Source organism: Streptomyces sp. NPDC048603 (genome assembly GCF_043199475.1).
In the GTDB taxonomy this organism is placed as follows: Bacteria; Actinomycetota; Actinomycetes; order Streptomycetales; family Streptomycetaceae; genus Streptomyces.
The window spans coordinates 76,379-94,365 of record NZ_JBICVY010000008.1 but is presented as its reverse complement, the minus strand read 5'-3'; the positions used below and the strand labels follow the sequence as shown (position 1 = coordinate 94,365).

General features: G+C 72.8%; 18 protein-coding genes. 4 read left to right on the top strand and 14 right to left on the bottom strand.

The annotated features are described in order from the left end of the window. Positions 1 to 11 precede the first annotated feature (11 nt). Positions 12 to 206, bottom strand: a complete 195-nt coding sequence (locus ACGFQ9_RS20820) for a hypothetical protein (RefSeq protein WP_393575513.1) — start codon at positions 204 to 206, stop codon at positions 12 to 14. 176 nt (positions 207 to 382) lie between these two features. Here ACGFQ9_RS20820 and ACGFQ9_RS20815 point away from each other — a divergent pair, with 176 nt between their 5' ends. Then, positions 383 to 2,662, top strand: coding sequence for a WD40 repeat domain-containing protein (locus ACGFQ9_RS20815; protein WP_393575512.1), 2,280 nt, complete (start codon positions 383 to 385; stop codon positions 2,660 to 2,662). Between the two features lie 31 nt (positions 2,663 to 2,693). Here the strand turns inward: ACGFQ9_RS20815 and ACGFQ9_RS20810 are convergent, their stop codons facing one another. The 5 genes from ACGFQ9_RS20810 to ACGFQ9_RS20790 form a co-directional block, all read right to left on the bottom strand. After that, a complete protein-coding gene (locus ACGFQ9_RS20810; RefSeq protein ID WP_393575511.1) occupies positions 2,694 to 3,992 on the bottom strand; it encodes a DUF6986 family protein in 1,299 nt (432 codons plus the stop codon). Between the two features lie 183 nt (positions 3,993 to 4,175). Beyond that, on the bottom strand, positions 4,176 to 5,138 hold the full coding sequence (locus ACGFQ9_RS20805) for an electron transfer flavoprotein subunit alpha/FixB family protein (RefSeq protein WP_393575509.1): 963 nt from the start codon (positions 5,136 to 5,138) through the stop codon (positions 4,176 to 4,178). A gap of 57 nt (positions 5,139 to 5,195) precedes the next feature. Then, a complete protein-coding gene (locus ACGFQ9_RS20800) occupies positions 5,196 to 5,984 on the bottom strand; it encodes an electron transfer flavoprotein subunit beta/FixA family protein (protein WP_393575508.1) in 789 nt (262 codons plus the stop codon). 190 nt (positions 5,985 to 6,174) lie between these two features. Then, positions 6,175 to 6,696, bottom strand: a complete 522-nt coding sequence (locus tag ACGFQ9_RS20795; protein WP_393575507.1) for a flavin reductase family protein — start codon at positions 6,694 to 6,696, stop codon at positions 6,175 to 6,177. A 148-nt stretch (positions 6,697 to 6,844) separates the two neighbouring features. Further along, positions 6,845 to 7,195: a TlpA family protein disulfide reductase gene (locus ACGFQ9_RS20790; RefSeq protein WP_393575506.1), complete on the bottom strand. Its 351-nt coding sequence runs from the start codon at positions 7,193 to 7,195 to the stop codon at positions 6,845 to 6,847. Between the two features lie 307 nt (positions 7,196 to 7,502). Between ACGFQ9_RS20790 and ACGFQ9_RS20785 the strand changes: the two genes are divergently transcribed. Further along, complete coding sequence (locus tag ACGFQ9_RS20785; RefSeq protein WP_393575504.1) at positions 7,503 to 8,231, top strand: lysophospholipid acyltransferase family protein; 729 nt, start codon at positions 7,503 to 7,505, stop codon at positions 8,229 to 8,231. Between the two features lie 72 nt (positions 8,232 to 8,303). Here the strand turns inward: ACGFQ9_RS20785 and ACGFQ9_RS20780 are convergent, their stop codons facing one another. Further along, entirely contained in the window at positions 8,304 to 9,041 is a 738-nt protein-coding gene (locus ACGFQ9_RS20780) for a hypothetical protein (RefSeq protein WP_393575503.1), read from the bottom strand. A gap of 134 nt (positions 9,042 to 9,175) precedes the next feature. Next, on the bottom strand, positions 9,176 to 9,715 hold the full coding sequence (locus tag ACGFQ9_RS20775) for a CGNR zinc finger domain-containing protein (protein ID WP_393575501.1): 540 nt from the start codon (positions 9,713 to 9,715) through the stop codon (positions 9,176 to 9,178). A gap of 24 nt (positions 9,716 to 9,739) precedes the next feature. Here ACGFQ9_RS20775 and ACGFQ9_RS20770 point away from each other — a divergent pair, with 24 nt between their 5' ends. Further along, positions 9,740 to 10,963 (top strand): MFS transporter, encoded by a 1,224-nt coding sequence (locus ACGFQ9_RS20770; protein WP_393575499.1) that lies wholly within the window; start codon positions 9,740 to 9,742, stop codon positions 10,961 to 10,963. A gap of 13 nt (positions 10,964 to 10,976) precedes the next feature. Here ACGFQ9_RS20770 and ACGFQ9_RS20765 read toward each other — a convergent pair whose 3' ends face one another. The 6 genes from ACGFQ9_RS20765 to ACGFQ9_RS20740 form a co-directional block, all read right to left on the bottom strand. After that, the gene (locus ACGFQ9_RS20765; RefSeq protein WP_393575498.1) at positions 10,977 to 11,576 is read right to left on the bottom strand and encodes a transglutaminase domain-containing protein; all 600 of its coding nucleotides are present in this window, start codon (positions 11,574 to 11,576) and stop codon (positions 10,977 to 10,979) included. Positions 11,577 to 11,646: 70 nt separating this feature from the next. Then, complete coding sequence (locus ACGFQ9_RS20760) at positions 11,647 to 12,708, bottom strand: threonine aldolase family protein (protein WP_393575984.1); 1,062 nt, start codon at positions 12,706 to 12,708, stop codon at positions 11,647 to 11,649. Beyond that, positions 12,705 to 13,457, bottom strand: a complete 753-nt coding sequence (locus tag ACGFQ9_RS20755; protein ID WP_393575496.1) for an SDR family NAD(P)-dependent oxidoreductase — start codon at positions 13,455 to 13,457, stop codon at positions 12,705 to 12,707. The genes ACGFQ9_RS20760 and ACGFQ9_RS20755 overlap by 4 nt, the downstream gene beginning before the upstream one ends. 26 nt (positions 13,458 to 13,483) lie before the next feature. Continuing rightward, positions 13,484 to 14,896, bottom strand: coding sequence for a DUF6421 family protein (locus ACGFQ9_RS20750; RefSeq protein ID WP_393575494.1), 1,413 nt, complete (start codon positions 14,894 to 14,896; stop codon positions 13,484 to 13,486). An 81-nt stretch (positions 14,897 to 14,977) separates the two neighbouring features. Next, positions 14,978 to 16,000 carry an alpha/beta hydrolase gene (locus ACGFQ9_RS20745; RefSeq protein ID WP_393575493.1) on the bottom strand — a complete coding sequence of 341 codons (1,023 nt, stop codon included), beginning with the start codon at positions 15,998 to 16,000 and terminating at the stop codon, positions 14,978 to 14,980. Continuing rightward, entirely contained in the window at positions 15,997 to 17,139 is a 1,143-nt protein-coding gene (locus ACGFQ9_RS20740; RefSeq protein ID WP_393575491.1) for an LLM class flavin-dependent oxidoreductase, read from the bottom strand. The genes ACGFQ9_RS20745 and ACGFQ9_RS20740 overlap by 4 nt, the downstream gene beginning before the upstream one ends. Positions 17,140 to 17,188: 49 nt before the next feature. Here ACGFQ9_RS20740 and ACGFQ9_RS20735 point away from each other — a divergent pair, with 49 nt between their 5' ends. Next, the gene (locus ACGFQ9_RS20735; RefSeq protein ID WP_393575490.1) at positions 17,189 to 17,848 is read left to right on the top strand and encodes a helix-turn-helix transcriptional regulator; all 660 of its coding nucleotides are present in this window, start codon (positions 17,189 to 17,191) and stop codon (positions 17,846 to 17,848) included. Positions 17,849 to 17,987: the final 139 nt, after the last annotated feature.

Sequence of the window (17,987 nt, the reverse complement as noted above, 5' to 3'; positions counted from 1 at the left end):
CCCGGGCGGCGTCACCGGATGAGTCCGCGCAGGACGGGCACCGACACCCCGGCGGCGGTCAGCCCGCCCAGCACCGACAGCGCGGCACCGGTGCCGCCGAGGAAGGTCAGACCGCCGGTCACGGCGCCCGCGAGCAGGGCGCAGAGCAGCACGACGGCGGTGTGCAGGCTCAGGAAGGGCGGTTCCCCGCCCGGAGGTGTGGTCATGCCCCGATGACAGCGCCGGCCGGGATCACGGGAGGAATCCACCGAACGGACCGGACCACGGTCGGACGTCGCCGGACCCGGCCGGACCCTGCCGGACTCCGCCGGACTCCGCCGCTGTTCCGCCCTGTCCGGGATCGTCCGGCGACGCACCGTCACCGCGCCTAACCTGTGCGGTGATGAACAGCGTGCCTGCATTCAGCGAAGAACTCGCGGCGTTGGCGGCGGACTTGCGCAGACTGCGCCTGGACCGCGGCAATCGTTCGTACCGCGATCTGGCCGCGCGCGCGGCCAAGTCCTCCACGGGCATCCGGCTTCCGGTGTCCACCCAGAGCGACGCGTTCCGCGGTGAGCGGCTGCCCGGGCTCGACCGGCTCATGGGGCTCGTACGGATCCTTCACTCCTACGACGAGTTCGGGCGGGAGCGGCCCATCCCGCCCCACAACGCCGCCGAGTTGGAGCCCTGGCGCCGCCGGTGGCGTGCGCTGGCCGCCCTCGATACGGGCTCGGCCCGGCGCGACGCCCCGCCGGCTCCCCCCGCACCCGCCCCTCCGGCACCGGCACCGGCACCGGCCGAGACGGTCGAGGACGATGCCCCGTTCACGATCGCCCACCGGCTGATCGGGCACACGCGCCTGGTATGGCGGCTCGCGTTCTCGCCCGACGGCCACACGCTGGCTTCCGCCGGCAACGACGGGACGGTCCGGCTGTGGAACACCGCCGACGGCAGGGCCGAAGCGGTGCTGACCAGCGCCGGGTACTCCGCGCCGGTCCTCCACGTTGCCTTCTCGCCCCGTGGGGACCGGTTGGCCGCCCTCCGCGACGACGGCCGCGCGCACCTGTGGGATGCTCGCACGCTCACACCCGTCGGCCTTGCCGGATGGCACCGCAGCGTGGCCGGCGGCCTGGCATTCGACGACGGGGGGCACCTGCTCGGCACAGCCGTGGACATCTCCGGCCGGTGGCCGGTGGACCTGCTCACCGACGCTCCGCACGGTCCCGCCGACGCCCGTTACAGCGGGCAGGCGGACGCCCTCGCCTTCTCGGCCGACGGGCGGCAGCTGGTGATCGCCGACGGCTGCGAGGCCGTGCAGCAGTGGGACACGGCCACCGCCGGGCCGGTCGGCGCACCCCTGGCCGGCCACTCGGACAACGTCGAGGCCCTCGCCTACTCGACCGACGGCCGCCTGGTGGCCACCGGAAGCCACGACACCACCGCCCGGCTGTGGGACGCCGCCACCGGCCGGCCCCTCGGGGCACCCCTGCACGGACACGACAACGCCGTGAACGCGGTGGCCTTCTCCCCGGACGCGGCGCTGCTCGCGACGGGGAGCGGAGACCGGACGGTGCGGCTCTGGGACACGGCGACCGGGTTCCCGGTGGGCCCGCCGCTGACCGGGCACACCCTCGCCGTCAACGCGATCGCCTTCTCCCCGGACGGGCGGCTGCTCGCGACCGCCGGCGACGACGGGACCGTCCTGCTGCACCGGCGCGGCCCCGCCCCCGGGCCCCCGGTGTCACTGGGCGCGGCCGCCCTGGCGGCGGCCCTGCGAGCGGATCACGCCGTCCCCCTGCCTGCCGTGACGAGCCGGACCGGGGCGCCGCTGCGCCGGCTCGTCTTCTCCCCGGACGGCAGCCGGCTCCTCGTCCACACCGCGGACCGGACCGTGCTGACCCTGGACGCGGAGACCTGCGAGCCGCTTCCGGAGGTGCTGGCGGTGCCGGCATTCGACCCGTGGGGACTGGAGTTCCCCGAGGAGGGCGGCCCGGCGCGGCTGTGGACCGCGGGCACGGCCCGGCCGGGCCCCATGGTCCATCCCGTGTCGCTCATGGCGAACGTGGCGTTCCGGGCCGATGGCGTCCTGGTGGCCGTGGCCGGCCGGGACGGCGCGTGGACGACCGTCCGGACCGACGCCGCCGAATCCCTGGCGGACGTCGCCCCCCAGCGGGTGTGGGGCGCGTCCCCGGTGGCCGTGTCCGCCGACGGACGGCTGGCGGTGGGCACGGACCGGGCCGTGGCTCTGTGGGACCTGACCCCGCCGGTGCCCGTCGAGTCCGCCCTGACCGCCCACGGGGCGGAGGTCCGCACGATCGTCTTCTCCCCCGACGGCGGCCTGCTGGCCGCCGGCGACCTCGGCGGAGAGGTGTGGCTGTGGGACCTCACCGCCCGGCCGGTGGCCCGCCGGCAGCTCCTCGGGCACACCGGCCAGGTGCACGGGCTGGCGTTCTCCCCCGACGGCAGGCTGCTGGCCGGTGCGAGTGCCGACGGCACCGCCCGGCTGTGGGACGTCCGGACCGGCGGGTCCGCCGTCGTCCTGCCGTTGACCGGGCACACCGCCGCCGTGCGGGGTGTCGCCTTCTCCCCCGACGGGAGCCTGCTCGCCACGGCCGGGGACGACGGCACCCTGAGGCGCTGGGTGCTGCCGGGCGGGCACACGCCGACGGCCCGGCCCCGGTGAACCGGAGCCGGGCCGTGCACGCGGGCCTGGGTCAGGCGTTGGCCGTCAGGGTCGCCGAGCGGCGCGGGATCGCGAACGCGTCGATCTCGGCGCGGCTCAGGCCGGTCAGGGCGGTGACCTCGTCGGCGCCCACGGCGCCGCAGTTCAGGCCGCGGACCAGGTAACCGGCCAGGGCCTTGGCGGTGGCCGGCTCGTCCATCACGTCGCCCTCGATCTTGGCGACGTAGGCCTTCAGACGGGCGGCGGCGGCCTCCAGGCCCTCGCGGTAGAAGGTGAAGACGGCCGCGTAGCGGGTCGGGAGGTGACCCGGGTGCATGTCCCAGCCCTGGTAGTAGGCGCGGGCCAGGGCGCGGCGGGTCAGCCCGTAGTGCAGCTTCCAGGCTTCGTGGACCTTCTCGGTGGTGCCGATCGGCAGCACGTTGGTCGAGCCGTCGGAGACGCGTACGCCGGTGCCGGCGGCGGCCACCTGCATGATCGCCTTGGCGTGGTCGGCGGCCGGGTGGTCGCTGGCCTGGTAGGCGGCGGAGACGCCGACGCAGGCGCTGTAGTCGAAGGTGCCGTAGTGGAGGCCGGTGGCGCGGCCCTTGGCGGCGTCGATCATGCGGGCGACGGTCGCGGTGCCGTCCGAGGCCAGGATGGACTGGCTGGTCTCGATCTGGATCTCGAAGCCGAGGCGGCCCGGGCGCAGGCCGCGGGAGGTCTCGAAGGCCTCCAGCAGCTCGACGAAGGCGGAGACCTGCTCGGCGTAGGTCACCTTGGGAAGGGTGAGGACCAGGTCGTCCGGGAGGCCGCCGTGGGCGAGCAGGCCGGACAGGAAGACGTCGGTGGTGCGGATGCCGCGGTCCCGGACGTTGGACTCCATGCACTTCATCCGGATGCCCATGTAGGGGGCGTTGGTGCCGTTGGAGTACGCCTCGGAGATGAGCCGGGCGGCGCGGGCGGCGGCCTGGTCCTCCTCCTCGTCGGAGCGGACGCCGAAGCCGTCCTCGAAGTCGACGCGGAGGTCCTCGATGGGCTCCGTGGCGAGCTTGGCACGGACGCGCTCGTAGACGGTCTCGGCGAGCTCGTCGTTGATGCCGAGGACCTTGCCGAAGGTGGCCGCGTCCGGGGCGTGCTCGTCGAGCGCGGCCAGGGCCTGGTCGCCCCAGCTGCGGATGGTGTCCGCGGCGAAGACGTCACCGGGGACGTAGACGGTGTGGATCGGCTGCCGCGTGCCGGGGTCACCCGGGTACCGGCGCGCGAGTTCCGCGTCCACCGGTGCGAGGGAAGCGCTGATGCCCTCGCTGACCGCACCTGCGAGGCTCGTCGCCACCTTCTCCTGCTGACCCATCCTGCACACTCCTATTTTCCGCTTCACGGAAGCATTGATCCGCATAGCAGAATTTAGTCAGGTCATTCCGCTCAGTCAATGGTGCACGCAAACGGCCCGGGGCCGCGTGGTGAGCATCACCACGCGGCCCCGGGACCGGATGTCTGCGCAGGTCAGGAAGACCTCGGCGGCGGATGCGCCGGATCAGCCCTTGCGCGCCTTGATCTCCTCGGTCAGCTGCGGGACGACCTGGAACAGGTCACCGACCACGCCGTAGTCGACCAGGTCGAAGATCGGGGCCTCGGAGTCCTTGTTGATGGCCACGATGGTCTTCGAGGTCTGCATGCCGGCCCGGTGCTGGATCGCGCCGGAGATGCCGGAGGCGATGTACAGCTGCGGGGAGACCGACTTGCCGGTCTGGCCGACCTGATTGGAGTGCGGGTACCAGCCGGCGTCCACCGCGGCGCGGGAGGCGCCGACGGCCGCGCCGAGCGAGTCGGCGAGGGCCTCGATGATCGCGAAGTTCTCGGCACCGTTGACGCCGCGGCCGCCGGAGACCACGATCGCGGCCTCGGTCAGCTCGGGGCGGCCGGTCGACTCGCGCGGGGTGCGCGCGGTGACCTTGGTGCCGGTGGCCAGGGCGCCGAAGGTGACGGCCAGCGCCTCGACGGCGCCGGCGGCCGGGGCGGCCTCCACCGGAGCCGAGTTCGGCTTGACGGTGATGACCGGGGTGCCCTTGGAGACACGGGACTTGGTGGTGAAGGACGCGGCGAACGCGGACTGGGTCGCGACCGGGCCCTCGTCACCCGCCTCCAGGTCGACGGCGTCGGTGATGATGCCGGAGCCGATGCGGACGGCCAGACGGGCGGCGATCTCCTTGCCCTCGGCGGAGGAGGGGACCAGCACGGCGGCCGGGGAGACCGCGTCGTACGCGGCCTGCAGCGCGTCCACCTTCGGGACGACCAGGTAGTCGGCGAACTCCGGGGCGTCGGCGGTGAGGACCTTGACCGCGCCGTGCTCGGCGAGGGTGGCGGCGGTGGCCTCGGCACCGGCGCCCAGGGCGACGGCGACGGGCTCGCCGATGCGGCGGGCGAGCGTCAGGAGCTCGAGGGTGGGCTTGCGGACGGCACCGTCCACGTGGTCGACGTAGACGAGAACTTCAGCCATGGGACTGCTCTCCTGCGATTGCGAAGTATGAGGGGGCGGTGAAGGTGACCGAAGTCCTTAGATGAACTTCTGGCCGGCCAGGAACTCGGCCAGCTGCTTGCCGCCCTCGCCCTCGTCCTTGACGATCGTGCCGGCGGTGCGGGCCGGACGCTCGGCGGCGGAGTCGACCGCGGTCCAGGCGCCCTCCAGGCCGACTTCCTCGGCCTCGATGTCGAGGTCGGAGAGGTCCCAGGACTCCACCGGCTTCTTCTTGGCGGCCATGATGCCCTTGAAGGACGGGTAGCGGGCCTCGCCGGACTGGTCGGTCACGGAGACGACCGCCGGGAGGGAGGCCTCGAGCTGCTCGCTGGCGGCGTCGCCGTCGCGGCGGCCGGTGACGGTGCCGTCCTCGACCTTGACCTCGGAGAGCAGGGTGACCTGCGGGACGCCCAGGCGCTCGGCCAGGATCGCCGGGAGGACGCCCATGGTGCCGTCGGTCGAGGCCATGCCGGCGATGACCAGGTCGTACCCGGCCTTCTCCACGGCCTTGGCCAGCACCAGGGAGGTGCCCATGACGTCGGTGCCGTGCAGGTCGTCGTCCTCGACGTGGATCGCCTTGTCGGCGCCCATCGACAGCGCCTTGCGCAGCGCGTCCTTGGCGTCCTCGGGGCCGATCGTCAGGACGGTGATCTCCACGTCGTCGTCCGAGTTCTCGGAGATCTGCAGCGCCTGCTCGACGGCGTACTCGTCGAGCTCCGACAGCAGGCCGTCGACGTCGTCCCGGTCGACCGTCAGGTCGTCCGCGAACTTCCGGTCGCCGGTGGCGTCGGGCACGTACTTCACACAGACAACGATCCTCAAGCTCACGCCGGCTCTCCTACTGCATCGTCTTTTCTGGTGCTGCCTTGTAGCTGGCAGCATAGGCGCCTTCTCGGCCGCCTCCCGGTCGGGGCGGCCCGCGCTCCGATCGAAATGTTACTCGTCAGTACAGCGTGCGTTTCGCCAGGTTGCAAGGCCGGTGGACTGTGACCTTGCCAACGGAGCAGATCGGGACGATTCAGTCCCGCAGCGCGTTGAAGCGGCCCCCGTGGTACAGGAGGGGGCGCCCCTGTCCGCGGCCTTCCCCGAGCGGGTCGCCCGCAATCACCTCCGCGATGACGACCCGGTGCTCCCCCGCCGGGACCCGGGCCGCCACCCGGCACACCAGCCAGGCGAGCACCCCGTCCAGCAGCGGCACCCCGTGGGGGCCGCGGCGCCAGGCCGTGGACGGGCCGAACCGGTCGGCCCCGCTGCGCGCGAACAGTCCGGCCAGGTCCTGCTGGTGCTCGCCGAGTATGTGGACCCCGACGTGGTCCGACGCGGCGAGCGCCGGCCAGCTGGACGATCCGGTGCCCACGGAGAAGGAGAGCAGCGGCGGATCGGCGGAAACCGAGTTGAGGGAGGTCGCGGTGAAGCCGGCCGGGCGGCCCTCGTGGGCCGCGGTGATCACCGCCACACCGGCGGCGTGCTGCCGGAAGACCGAGCGGAGCAGCTCGGGTGAACCCTGCTGGGTCTCTGCTGGGGCGGGCGGGGCCGTCATCGACAAATCCTTCTGTTCGTACCGCGTACGGTCAGCCTGTCGATCACCGGCGCGCGGCGTCAAGCGCAGGCCCGCAGATGTCAGACGCGTCACTGGGGGGCCGGGGGCGCACTCCCGGGCGCGAGCCCCCGCTCCGAGGAGCGGGCGGTCAGACGGCGGCACCGAGGGCGGCGATCACGTCGGCCTTGCGGGGCATGCCGGTGGCCCGCCGGACGATCCGGCCCGCCGCGTCCAGCACCAGGACGGTCGGGGTCTGCTCGACGCCCAGCAGGCGGGTCAGCGCGAGCCGTTCCTCGGCGTCGATCTCGATGTGCGTCACACCGTCGACCATGGCGGCGACCTCGGCGAGGATCCGCCGGGTGGTGACGCAGGGCCGGCAGAAGGCGCTGGAGAACTGCACCAGGGTGGCCCGCGGCCCCGGCTCGGCACCGAGTTCCGCGGCCCCCAGCCGCCGCTCCTGCCCGGTCCCGTCCGGCCGCCCGTCCCGCTCCGTCGCCACCTGTGCTCCCGTCCCTGCCGCCCGTGTGCTCGTACGCTGATCCGAGCGCCGCGGGGGTGCGCCCGCATTCCCGGCGCGCTTCACGGCGTGACGAGAATCTCCCCCGGCAGGGGCCCGCGGGGTGGCCTGCGGGGGCCGTTTGGGAGACGATCCACGGGGCCGCGTAACCTACGTCGGCGTAACTTGTGCACTCGAAGCACAGCAGAAGACCCTCGCGTACGCCCCCACGGGTACGTGGCACCCCTCAAGCACCTACAGCCGGGAGCACCTCCCACCTCCCCAGGCAGAAAGCGGGATGTCCCCCACGATGGCTGACCTCGTCTACCCGCCGGTGATCGGCGCCGCCCACACCCTCTTCAAGGCGCTCGACATCCGGATCGACATGAAGGGCACCGAGAACGTCCCCCGCAAGGGCGGTGCGGTCCTGGTCTCCAACCACATCGGGTACCTCGACTTCATCTTCGCCGGGCTGACCGCCCGGCCGTCCAAGCGGCTCGTCCGCTTCATGGCGAAGGAGTCGGTGTTCCGGCACAAGGTGTCCGGTCCGCTGATGCGGGCCATGAAGCACATCCCGGTGGACCGGGCGCAGGGCGAGGCGGCGTACCAGCAGGCTCTCGCCGCGCTCCGCGGCGGTGAGATCATCGGAGTCTTCCCCGAGGCGACGATCTCGCAGTCGTTCACCCTGAAGAGCTTCAAGTCGGGCGCGGTGCGCATGGCGCAGGAGGCCGGGGTCCCGGTGATCCCGGTGGCGCTGTGGGGCACCCAGCGGCTGTGGACCAAGGGCCGCCCCAAGGACCTGCGGCGCAGCCACATCCCGGTGACCCTGCGGGTCGGAGAGCCGCTGGAGGCGCCGGCGGACCAGTTCGCGGGCGCCCTCACCCGGAAGCTGCGCGGCCGGGTCGACGAGCTGCTGGACGCGGCGCAGCGCGCTTATCCGGGGCGCCCGAAGGGCACCGAGGACTCCTGGTGGCTGCCTGCCCACCTGGGCGGCACCGCGCCGACGATGGCCCAGCTCAAGGAGGCGGGCGGGGTCTGACCCGCGCGACCCGCGGTCGGCGACCGCCGCCCCTCGGAGGCGGCGGTCGCGAGGGACGTCACGGAACGGGCGTCACGGGCAGATCGCGTCCGCCTTGGGGTGCTTGCGGAACTGGTCCGGGAACTTCTTGATGATCCCGCAGGACAGGAAGTCGGCGAAGCCGAGGATGTGGTTGTGCACCTCGTCATAGTCCTGGATGTCCGCCTCGAAGTCGCCCTGCAGGCGGTGAGTGGCCTCTTCGAGCGTCAGGTCCAGGTGCTCGCGCATCATGGCTCGCGTCTCGTCCTGGGGCCAGAACTTCGGGTTCAGCGCGCTGAGGAAGTCCGCGATCTCCTCCCCGTTCGCGTACCAGGCGGCAATGGCCGCCTCCAGCTGCTGCCGGTCCCCGGCCTTGGCGGCCACCAGGATGTCGACCGCGCCCTGGATGTGCTCCCGGAGGAGCGCGGTCAGTTCGTTCCCGGTCCGTTCGCCGAAGAACGGTTTGAAGGAGTTCCCGAGATCGTCCTGGTTGCGGAACAGCCGCTGCAGGGTCGGTGCCAGGTCCGGCAGCTCCCCGGCGAAGCTCACGATCGAGAGGCGGGTCCACGTGATGTGGTCCTCCCAGAGCTTGCGCGTCTCGTCGTGGAAGGCCAGACGGCTCACGGCCGCTTCACCGCCGCCCGCGGGGCCGGCCGGGCTCGCGCTCGTGCCGGTGGTTCCGCCGACGGTCAGTGAGAGCGCCAGGGCGGCCACCGCCGCGCTCCTGGCGATGACGGGCGTGCGCCGGGCCTTGTGTGAGGTCCTTCGGGCCGCGCCGGACTGCAGGTTCATCCAGGTCTCCTTCGAGGAGGGGGTCGCAGTCAGACTCATCGCCCTCCGCCGGGGGCGCCTCCCGGGAACTCCCCTCGGGGTACACCCCTAGGCCATCCGGAGACGGAGTCGTGCGCCGGGCGGGTGGCCGCCCGTCAGCCGGAGGCCGCCTGCCGACGGCGGTGGGCGGCGACGCGGGCACGGCCGGAGCAGGTGGTCGAGCAGTAGCGGCGCGGGCTGCCGGGGCCGGCGCCGAGGAAGTAGCGGCCGCAGCCGTTCGCCGGGCAGGCGCCCCAGGCGGTGCGGCCGTACTCGGTGAGCAGGCCGGCCAGCGCCAGAGCGCCGGAGGCCAGGAACCACTCACCCCAGCCCGCGCCCTCGCGGTCGACGTGGAGGTGCCAGGCATGGCCGTCGTGGCGGGTCAGGCGCGGGCGGGCCCCGCAGTCGTCGAAGACCTCGTTGAGCGCGTTTGCGGCCCGGTCCGCGTCGGTTTCGGCGAGCACTTCGCCCATCCGCAGGGCAGCCGCGCGCAGTGCGGCGGCATCGGTCTCCGTGAAGGCGGGTTCCGCCAGGTCCTGCGGGCTTTCCCCGTGCCGGGCGAGGAGGGCCGCGAGGTCGGGGCGGGGCAGGTCGGGGTGGACGCGGACCGCTTCGGCGATGTCGAGAAGTCTCAGTGCGGGGTCGAAACCTTTCACACCCCCAATGTAACGTCTTGACCCATGAAGGTGTTACGGCGATATCTGGGCGCGGCGACAGCCGCGCGGCTTGCCTCCGAGGGCATGGGAATCGCGCTGGTCCTGCTGGCGCTGGAGCGGACGGGCAGCGCGGCGTACGGGGCGTTTGTGCTGACCGCCTGGCTGGCTCCGCACGTCCTGGCCGCCCCCCTGGCGGGATCTCTGGCGGCCCGCAGTCGGCGCCCCCGGCTCTTCCACGTGGGGGCTCTGGCCGGCTTCGCGGCGTCCATGGCCACGCTCGCGCTGCTGGTCGGCCGGGCGCCGGCGCCGGTGGTGCTCGCGGTGGCGCTGGTCGGCGGCTCCTGCGGGCCGATGGTGACCGGCGGGCTGTCCAGCCTGGTCGCCGGGCTGGTGCCGCCCGGTCCGGGGCGGGACCGGGCGTACGGCTGGGACGCGGCGACCTACAACGCGGCCTCGGTGACGGCTCCGGTCGTGGTGAGCACCTTCGCGGCGCTGGGGTCGGCCGGTCCGGCGGTGCTGCTGCTGGCGTCCGGGGCGGCCGTGGCCGCGGTGCTGGCGGCGTCGCTGCCGTACGCCGCGGCGGCCGGCGGCGGCGGTTCGCTCGGGTCCGGGATGGCGGCGGGCCTGGCCGCGCTGTGGCGGGTGCGGGAGCTGCGCGCGATCACCTCCGCGACCACCCTGGCCTTCGTCGGGGTCGGGGCGCTGAGCACCACCGCGGTGCTGCTGAGCCGGCACGGCGGAGGGGTGCTGCTGACGGCGTTCGCGCTGGGGGCGCTGACGGGGGCGCTGACGCTGGGCCGGGTCACCTCGGTGGAGCCGGGCCGGCTGGCCCGCTGGGCCCTGGCGGGCACGGGGGTGGCGCTCGCCGCCGCGGCGGCCGGTCCGTCGCTGCCGGTGATCGCGGTGCTGTTCGGCGTGGCGGGGGTGTGTGACGGGCCGCTGCTCACGGCCACCCTGCGGCTGCGCTCGGAGCACGCGCCCGCAGAGGCGCGCACCCAGGTGTTCACACTGGGGGCCGGCCTGAAGGTCACCGCCGCGGCGCTGGGAGCGGCTCTGGCCGGGCTGGCCGCGTCCGCGCCGCCCCGGGTGCTGCTGCTGTGCATCGCCGGGCTGCAGCTCGCCGCGGCACTGCTGCACCGGGGCGTGCGCGGCCGGTCCCCCGCCCCGCGGCCCGCGGGTGCGGGGAGTGCGGCGCCGGCCGCCGCGCGGGAGCCGGTTGGGCGGGCGGATTCGGCGGAGACCGGCTGAGGCGGGCCCGGGCCTACAGCTCGGTGGGGAGGTTCCGCCAGAGGGCCGGGCGGTCCGGTGACTCCCGGAGGGCCCGGAGCGCGGCGGGGTGCGGTGCGGCGTACAGCGTCGGGTAGTCCACCTCGCCGAGCTCCGGGCGGACCGGGAAGGCCAGCCGCTCGCCGTCGAGGGAGAACTGCGCGTCCACGCCCGGCTTGTTGCCCCGGGGGTCCTGGCGCGCCCAGCCGCCCTCCCCCGGCAGCAGGACGGCGACCAGACCGTGTACGGCCGGGTCGGCTCCGCCGTCCTCGGTCAGCCGCTGGTAGCACAGGGCGGTGGGGATGGCCCGGGCCCGCAGCAGTGCCGCCAGCGCGTGGGACTTGGCGTAGCAGATGCCGTTGCGGGTGGCGAGCACGTCGGAGGCGCGCCAGCTGACCCGCATGTCCCCGGAGTCCGCGGAGTGCGGGACGGTGTCGCGGACGAACTCGAAGGCGACCTTGGCGTATGAGTACGCGTCGCCGGTGGCGGTCCAGAGCGCGTCGGCTGTCTCCTGGACCAACGGGTGGTCGTGGTCGATGACTTCGTCCGCCGCGAGGTACGCGGACACGTCGGAATGCTCCTGGATCAGTTCCATGATCCAGGAGCATACCTATGCAGATTTTCGTATGTCTATCGATAATCCACGGCCGTGGACGGCACCACCCTCAGCGGGCCATCTCTTCCTTCAGCGCCTGCAGGAAGCCGTCCACGTCCTCGATCTGCGTGTCGAAACCGCACATCCAGCGGACGTGCCCGGCGGCCTCGTCCCAGAAGTAGAAGCGGTACCGCTGCTGCAGCCGCCGGGACACCTCGTGCGGCAGCTTCGCGAACACCGCGTTCGCCTGGACCGGGTAGAGGATCTCCACCCCGTCCACCTCGCGCACGCCCGCCGCGAGCCGCTGCGCCATCTCGTTGGCGTGCCGGGCGTTGCGCAGCCACAGGTCCTTGGCCAGCAGGGCCTCCAGCTGCACCGACACGAAGCGCATCTTCGAGGCGAGCTGCATGGACATCTTGCGGACGTGCTTCATCTGCCGGACCGCGTCCGGGTTGACGACCACCACGGCCTCGCCGAACAGCATGCCGTTCTTGGTGCCGCCGTACGACAGCACGTCGACGCCCACCGCGTTGGTGAAGGCGCGCATCGGCACGTCGAGCGAGGCCGCGGCGTTGGCTATCCGGGCACCGTCGAGGTGCACCTTCATGCCGAGCGCGTGCGCGTGCTCGCAGATCGCCCGGACCTCCTCCGGGGTGTAGACCGTGCCCAGCTCGGTGTTCTGGGTGATCGACACGACCTGCGGCATCGCCCGGTGCTCGTCCTCGAAGCCCCACGCCTCCTGGTCGATCAGCTCGGGGGTGAGCTTGCCGTCCGGGGTGGGGACGGCGAGCAGCTTGATGCCCGCCATCCGCTCCGGCGCGCCGCCCTCGTCCACGTTGATGTGGGCGCTCTTGGCGCAGATCACCGCACCCCAGCGGTCCGTCATCGCCTGCAGGGCGGTGACGTTCGCGCCGGTGCCGTTGAAGACCGGGAACGCCTCCGCGTACGGGCCGAAGTGGCTGCGCATGATCTTCTGCAGGTGCTCGGTGTAGTCGTCCTCGCCGTAGGCGACCTGGTGGCCGCCGTTGGCGAGGGCGATGGCCTCGAGGATCTCCGGGTGCGCACCCGCGTAGTTGTCGCTGGCGAAGCCGCGCACCGCCGGGTCATGGTGCCGGCGGGCATCGGTCCTCAGGGTTGCGGGGTGAGCCACAGACGCTGTCCGTTCACTTCCGGGGCGGGCCGCTCCCAGACGCCGACGATGGCCTCGGCCAGCTCCTTGACGTCGGTGAAGCCCGCGAACTTCGCATTCGGGCGCTCGGCGCGCATCGCGTCGTGCACCAGTGCCTTGATGATCAGGATCGCAGCCGCGGCACGCGGGCCGTCGTCGCCCCCCGCCTTGCGGAAGGAGTCCGCCATCGCGAGCGTCCACGCCTCGGCGGCGGCCTTGCCCGCGTTGTACGCCGCGTTGTTCGCCACCGGCTTGTGCGCGCCGGACTGGCTGACCAGGACGTAGCGGCCGTTTCCGCTGCGCATCAGCCCGTCGTGGAAGGCCATCGAGGTGTGCTGGACGGTACGGATCAGGAGCTTCTCCAGGAAGTCCCAGTCGCCCAGGTCGGTCTCGGTGAAGGAATTGCTGCCGCGCCAGCCGCCGACCAGGTGGACCAGGCCGTCGACCCGCCCGAACTCCTTCTCGGTACGGGCGGCCCACTCCTTGGTGGCCTCCAGGTCGAGGAGGTCCACGGTGTCACCGGTGACGGTGGCCCCGCCGTGGGCGTAGCGGGCCGCGTCCACGGCCTCGGCCAGGCGGGCCGGGTCCGCGTCGGACGCGACGACCGTGGCACCCGCCTCGGCGAGGCGGAGCAGGGCGGCGCGTCCCGCCGGGCCGCCGGCTCCGGCCACCGCGACCACGGCTCCGCTGAGCGTCCCGTTCCCGTTGTTCATGTTGTAAGCCTCCTGTGGGCGAGGAATCACGCGGCGGTCGCGCCGGCGTCAGCGAGGTCGGCGTTCTGCGCGGTGATCCCCTTCGTGGAGGCGATCACTCCCTTGAGCTTCTTGGCGAGCGCCTCAAAGAACATGCTGAGCGGAAACTCGTCGGGAAGCACGTCGTCCACGAGCTTGCGGGGCGGCTGCGTCAGGTCCAGCGCGTCCGGGCCCTTGGCCCACTTGGAGCCCGGGTGCGGGGCCAGGTAGGTGGAGACCAGCTCGTACGCCTTGAACCAGTGGACGAGCTTGGGGCGGTCGATGCCGTCGCGGTACAGCTTCTCGATCTCGGCGCACAGCTGGTTGGTGATCTGGGGCGCGCGCTCCCAGTCGATCCGCAGCTTGTTGTCCGTCCAGCGCACGACGTCGTGCTTGTGGAGGTAGGCGAAGAGCAGCTGGCCGCCGAGACCGTCGTAGTTGCGGTTGCGGTCGCCGGTGAGCGGGAAGCGGAACATCCGGTCGAACAGCACGGCGTACTGCACGTCGCGGCCGTGGACGTTGCCCTCGGCCTCCAGCTGCACGGCCTCCTTGAAGGCGGTGAGGTCGCAGCGCAGCTCCTCCAGGCCGTACATCCAGAACGGCTGGCGCTGCTTGATCATGAAGGGGTCGAACGGCAGGTCACCGTGGCTGTGGGTGCGGTCGTGGACCATGTCCCACAGGACGAAGGCCTTCTCGCAGCGCTCCTGGTCGGTGATCATCGCGGCGATGTCCTCGGGCAGCTGCATGCCCAGGGTCTCCACGGCGGCCTCGGTCACCTTGCGGAAGCGGGCGGCCTCGCGGTCGCAGAAGATGCCGCCCCAGGTGAAGCGCTCGGGGGCCTCGCGGACGGCGATGGTCTCCGGGAAGAGCACGGCGGAGTTCGTGTCGTAGCCCGCGGTGAAGTCCTCGAAGGTGATGCCGAGGAACAGCGGGTTGTCGTAGCGGGTGCGCTCCAGCTCGGAGAGCCACTCGGGCCACACCATCTTCAGCACGACGGCCTCGAAGTTGCGGTCCAGGTTGCCGTTCTGCGTGTACATGGGGAACACGACGAGGTGCTGGCGGCCGTCGACGCGCTCCGCGGCCGGGTGGAAGGCCAGCAGGGAGTCGAGGAAGTCCGGCACCGGGAAGCCGCTCTCGGCCCACGTGCGCAGGTCGGTGACGAGGGCCTGGTGGTAGGCGGTGGCGTGCGGGAGCAGCGGGGAGAGCTCCTCGACGGCGGCGATCATGCGGCGGACGGCGTCCTCCGCGTCGGCGCGGCCGGGAGCACCCTCGGCCTCGAAGTCGATGGAGCCGTCCTTGGACTGCCAGGGGCGGATCTCCTCCACGGCGGCCTTGAGCGCGGGCCACGCGGGGTGGTCCACCACCCGCGACCCGGCGGTTATTACGGCCCCGCCGACGCCCGGCACAAGAGTTTCCGTCATGTCACTTCCTCCACAGGAGAACCTCACGTATGGACAACGTATACATGTGAGGCTCTCCCGCTCAAGAGGGGAGGCCGGAAATTATCCTGTCGTCCCCCTCACTTCACCGGAAGACTTCCCGTGCGCAACCGTGGAGGCGATGGCTCCGCCGATTCCTCGCAGCGCGGCCCGTGCCGGGGGCAGGAAGTCCGCCAGGGCGAGGAAGCCGTGGAACATCCCCGGGTGGGAATCGAGGACCGAGGGGACGCCGTGGCCGAGCAGCGCCCGGTGCCAGGCCAGCCCGTCGTCGTGCAGCGGATCGCACCCGGCGACCACCACATGGGCGGGCGGCAGCGCCGCGAGGGCCTCGCCGGGGGCGTGCAGCGGCGAGACCAGGGGGTCGCGGACATCGCCGTCGGCTCCCAGGTACTGCGCCCAGAACCAGCGGAGGTGGGCGGTGGTGAGGTAGTAGCCGGTGCCGTTGCGCCGGTACGAGTCGAAGTCCAGCCCTGCCGAGACCGCCGGGTAGACGAGCACCTGGAGCGCCACCGGCGGGCCGCCGCGTTCCGCGGCCAGCAGCAGCGCGGCCGCGGACAGGGTTCCTCCCGCGCTGTCCCCGGCCACCACCAGGGCTCCGGGGTCGCCGCCGAGTGCGGCGATGTGCTCGCCGGCCCAGCACAGGGCGGCGTGGACGTCCTCCACCGGGGCCGGGAAGGGGTGCTCGGGGGCGCGCCGGTAGTCCACCGAGACCACGACGGCGCCGGCCTCCCGGCAGAACGCGCGGGCCGTGGCGTCGTGGGTGTCGAGGTCGCAGAGGACGAAGCCGCCGCCGTGGCTGAAGACCACGGTGGGCCGCGGGCCGGGCCGTTCCCCGGGGTCGGGGAAGTAGATCCGGACCGGCACGGGCGGGGCCCCTGGCGGCCCGGGGACGGTCCGGTCCTCCACCGCTCCCACCCGGAGCGGTTCGCCTGGCGTCCGGGGTGTCGCGGCGAGGATCCGCCGGGCCTCGGCGGCGTCGGTGACGGCCCCTCCGACATCGGGGAAGACGGCGGTGAGCGCGTCGACGAAGGGCCGCGCGGCGGGGTCGAGGCGGTCGTGGGCGGCGCTGTCCGGTGTGGTGGTCATGCGGCGTCCCCCGCCCGCTCGGCACCACGGAAGTGCGGGATGACCTTCTCGCCCCACTGGCGCAGGGTCTCCAGGCAGGCCTCCTGCGGCACCGTGCCCATCTGGACCAGGCACATGATCTCGTCGGCCCCGGCGTCGCGGAGCCGCTCCACGTAGGCGATCGCGTCGTCGGCGCTGCCGTAGGCGTGGTCGGCGTTGAAGGTGGCGGTGGAGGTGGGCCGCACCGGGATCCGCTGCTCGTTGAGCCGGGCGACGACCTGCTCGGCGGCCCGGCGCAGCTCGGCGGCCTCGTCGGTCCCGTCGACCACGGCCTCGTCCGGGACGCCCGCTCCGCCGTACCAGTGGCCGATGGACTGGGCGAAGAAGCGCTGTCCGCGGATGCCGGTGCGGCGGGCCTCCTCGGGGTCGTCGAGGACGATGGTGGGGCACAGCACCGAGAAGTGGTCGTTCACGACGGTGGACACGAACCGGCTGCCGTCGCGGCCCGCGCGGGCGGCGTCGTAGACCGCGCGCATCCCGGCGATCGACTCGGGTCCGGCGAAGCCCATGACCAGCGCGCCGATGCCCAGTTCGGCGGCCTGCACCAGGGTCTCCTCGCGGCTGCACGCCAGGAACAGCGGCGGGTGCGGGGTCTGCGCGGGCCTGGGCAGGATCGGGTGCGGGGCGATGTCGATGAGCTCGCCGTGGTACTCCAGCTCCTCCTGCTGCCAGGCCTTGCCGATGATCCGCAGGGCCTCCTCCACCTCCTGCGCGGTGCGCTCCCGGTCCACCCCGCACAGGGAGGTCTCCTGTTCGGTGCCGCCGCGTCCGGCACCGAGGTCGAGCCGGCCGCCGGAGAGCAGGTCGAGCATGGCGGCCCGTTCGGCGACCCGGGCCGGGTGGTTGAAGTTGAAGGGCATGCACACGACGCCGTGGCCGATGCGTATGGTGTTCGTCCTGGCCGCCACGAAGCTGAGGAACACTTCAGGTGCGCTCATGTGTGCGTACCACTTCAGCGAGTGGTGTTCGACGGCCCAGATCCGGTCGAAGCCCATGCGTTCGGCGAGCACGGCCTGCTCGACGCAGTCGCGGATGACCTGGTGCTCCCGTTCGACGGTCGGGTCTGCAAGTTGAGCCTCAAAGATCACGGAGAATTTCACGGTGCCTCCAGGGTTGCGTCCCGTGTCCGGCGTCACTTCAATTCGGAATATGACTAGTAGTCATAAGCCAAAGAAGCAAGACCTTCCGCCGACCGCGTGGGCGGTCCTCGGGCTGCTCTCGTTCCCGGGCGCCCGCACCGGCTACGAACTGAAGAAGTGGGCCGACTCCTCGCTCCGCTTCTTCTACTGGTCGCCGGCCATCAGCCAGATCTACGCCGAGCTGCGCCGCCTGGAGCAGCTCGGGTACGCCGCGTCCGAGCGCTCCGGCCCGGAGGAGACCCGGACCAAGCGCCGGTACGCCATCACCCCGGAGGGGCGCGAGGCGCTGGCCGGCTGGGCGGCCGACACGGCCGAGGCCGGGCCTCCGGTGCTCAAGCACGGGCTGCTGCTGCGGGTCTGGCTGGGGCACCTGTCCGACCCGGACCGGCTGCGCGCGATGGTCGCGGAGCACCAGGAGCGCACCCGCGCCGAGCTGGCGTCCGTACGGGAGGCCATGGTGCACGCGGCGGAGGTCCCGGAGTGGGCGTTCCCCGCCCTGGCGCTGCGCTGGAGCGAGCGGCAGCACCTGGCGGAACTGGAGCTCGCCGAGGCCCTGCTCGCGGACATCGCCGCCCTGGCGGAACGGCCGGAGCCCGGCTCCGGACCTCACCCTGGACCTGAGGTCGAGGGTCCGGGTCAAGGCGGCGGGGACGCGCCCACGCCCGGGTGACACGGGCCGGTCGCGCGGGCCCGGGAGGGGCCGGTCCGGCCCTGGAGGGAACCGGCCGGACGGCCCTGCCGGGGCGCTGCACGACCGGTCACATCCTGCTTCCGGAGCACTACGATGCGTCCTCACCCGCGCGGTTCGG

Excerpts from the sequence above, each read along its gene's own strand:
- ACGFQ9_RS20810 (WP_393575511.1), bottom strand. The coding sequence starts at position 3,992 with ATGGGTCAGCAGGAGAAGGTGGCGACGAGCCTCGCAGGTGCGGTCAGC.
- ACGFQ9_RS20780 (WP_393575503.1), bottom strand. The coding sequence starts at position 9,041 with ATGAACCTGCAGTCCGGCGCGGCCCGAAGGACCTCACACAAGGCCCGG.
- ACGFQ9_RS20795 (WP_393575507.1), bottom strand. The coding sequence starts at position 6,696 with ATGACGGCCCCGCCCGCCCCAGCAGAGACCCAGCAGGGTTCACCCGAG.
- ACGFQ9_RS20735 (WP_393575490.1), top strand. The coding sequence starts at position 17,189 with ATGACTAGTAGTCATAAGCCAAAGAAGCAAGACCTTCCGCCGACCGCG.
- ACGFQ9_RS20745 (WP_393575493.1), bottom strand. The coding sequence starts at position 16,000 with ATGACCACCACACCGGACAGCGCCGCCCACGACCGCCTCGACCCCGCC.
- ACGFQ9_RS20785 (WP_393575504.1), top strand. The coding sequence starts at position 7,503 with ATGGCTGACCTCGTCTACCCGCCGGTGATCGGCGCCGCCCACACCCTC.
- ACGFQ9_RS20815 (WP_393575512.1), top strand. The coding sequence starts at position 383 with ATGAACAGCGTGCCTGCATTCAGCGAAGAACTCGCGGCGTTGGCGGCG.
- ACGFQ9_RS20820 (WP_393575513.1), bottom strand. The coding sequence starts at position 206 with ATGACCACACCTCCGGGCGGGGAACCGCCCTTCCTGAGCCTGCACACC.
- ACGFQ9_RS20765 (WP_393575498.1), bottom strand. The coding sequence starts at position 11,576 with ATGGAACTGATCCAGGAGCATTCCGACGTGTCCGCGTACCTCGCGGCG.
- ACGFQ9_RS20805 (WP_393575509.1), bottom strand. The coding sequence starts at position 5,138 with ATGGCTGAAGTTCTCGTCTACGTCGACCACGTGGACGGTGCCGTCCGC.
- ACGFQ9_RS20750 (WP_393575494.1), bottom strand. The coding sequence starts at position 14,896 with ATGACGGAAACTCTTGTGCCGGGCGTCGGCGGGGCCGTAATAACCGCC.
- ACGFQ9_RS20755 (WP_393575496.1), bottom strand. The coding sequence starts at position 13,457 with ATGAACAACGGGAACGGGACGCTCAGCGGAGCCGTGGTCGCGGTGGCC.
- ACGFQ9_RS20770 (WP_393575499.1), top strand. The coding sequence starts at position 9,740 with ATGAAGGTGTTACGGCGATATCTGGGCGCGGCGACAGCCGCGCGGCTT.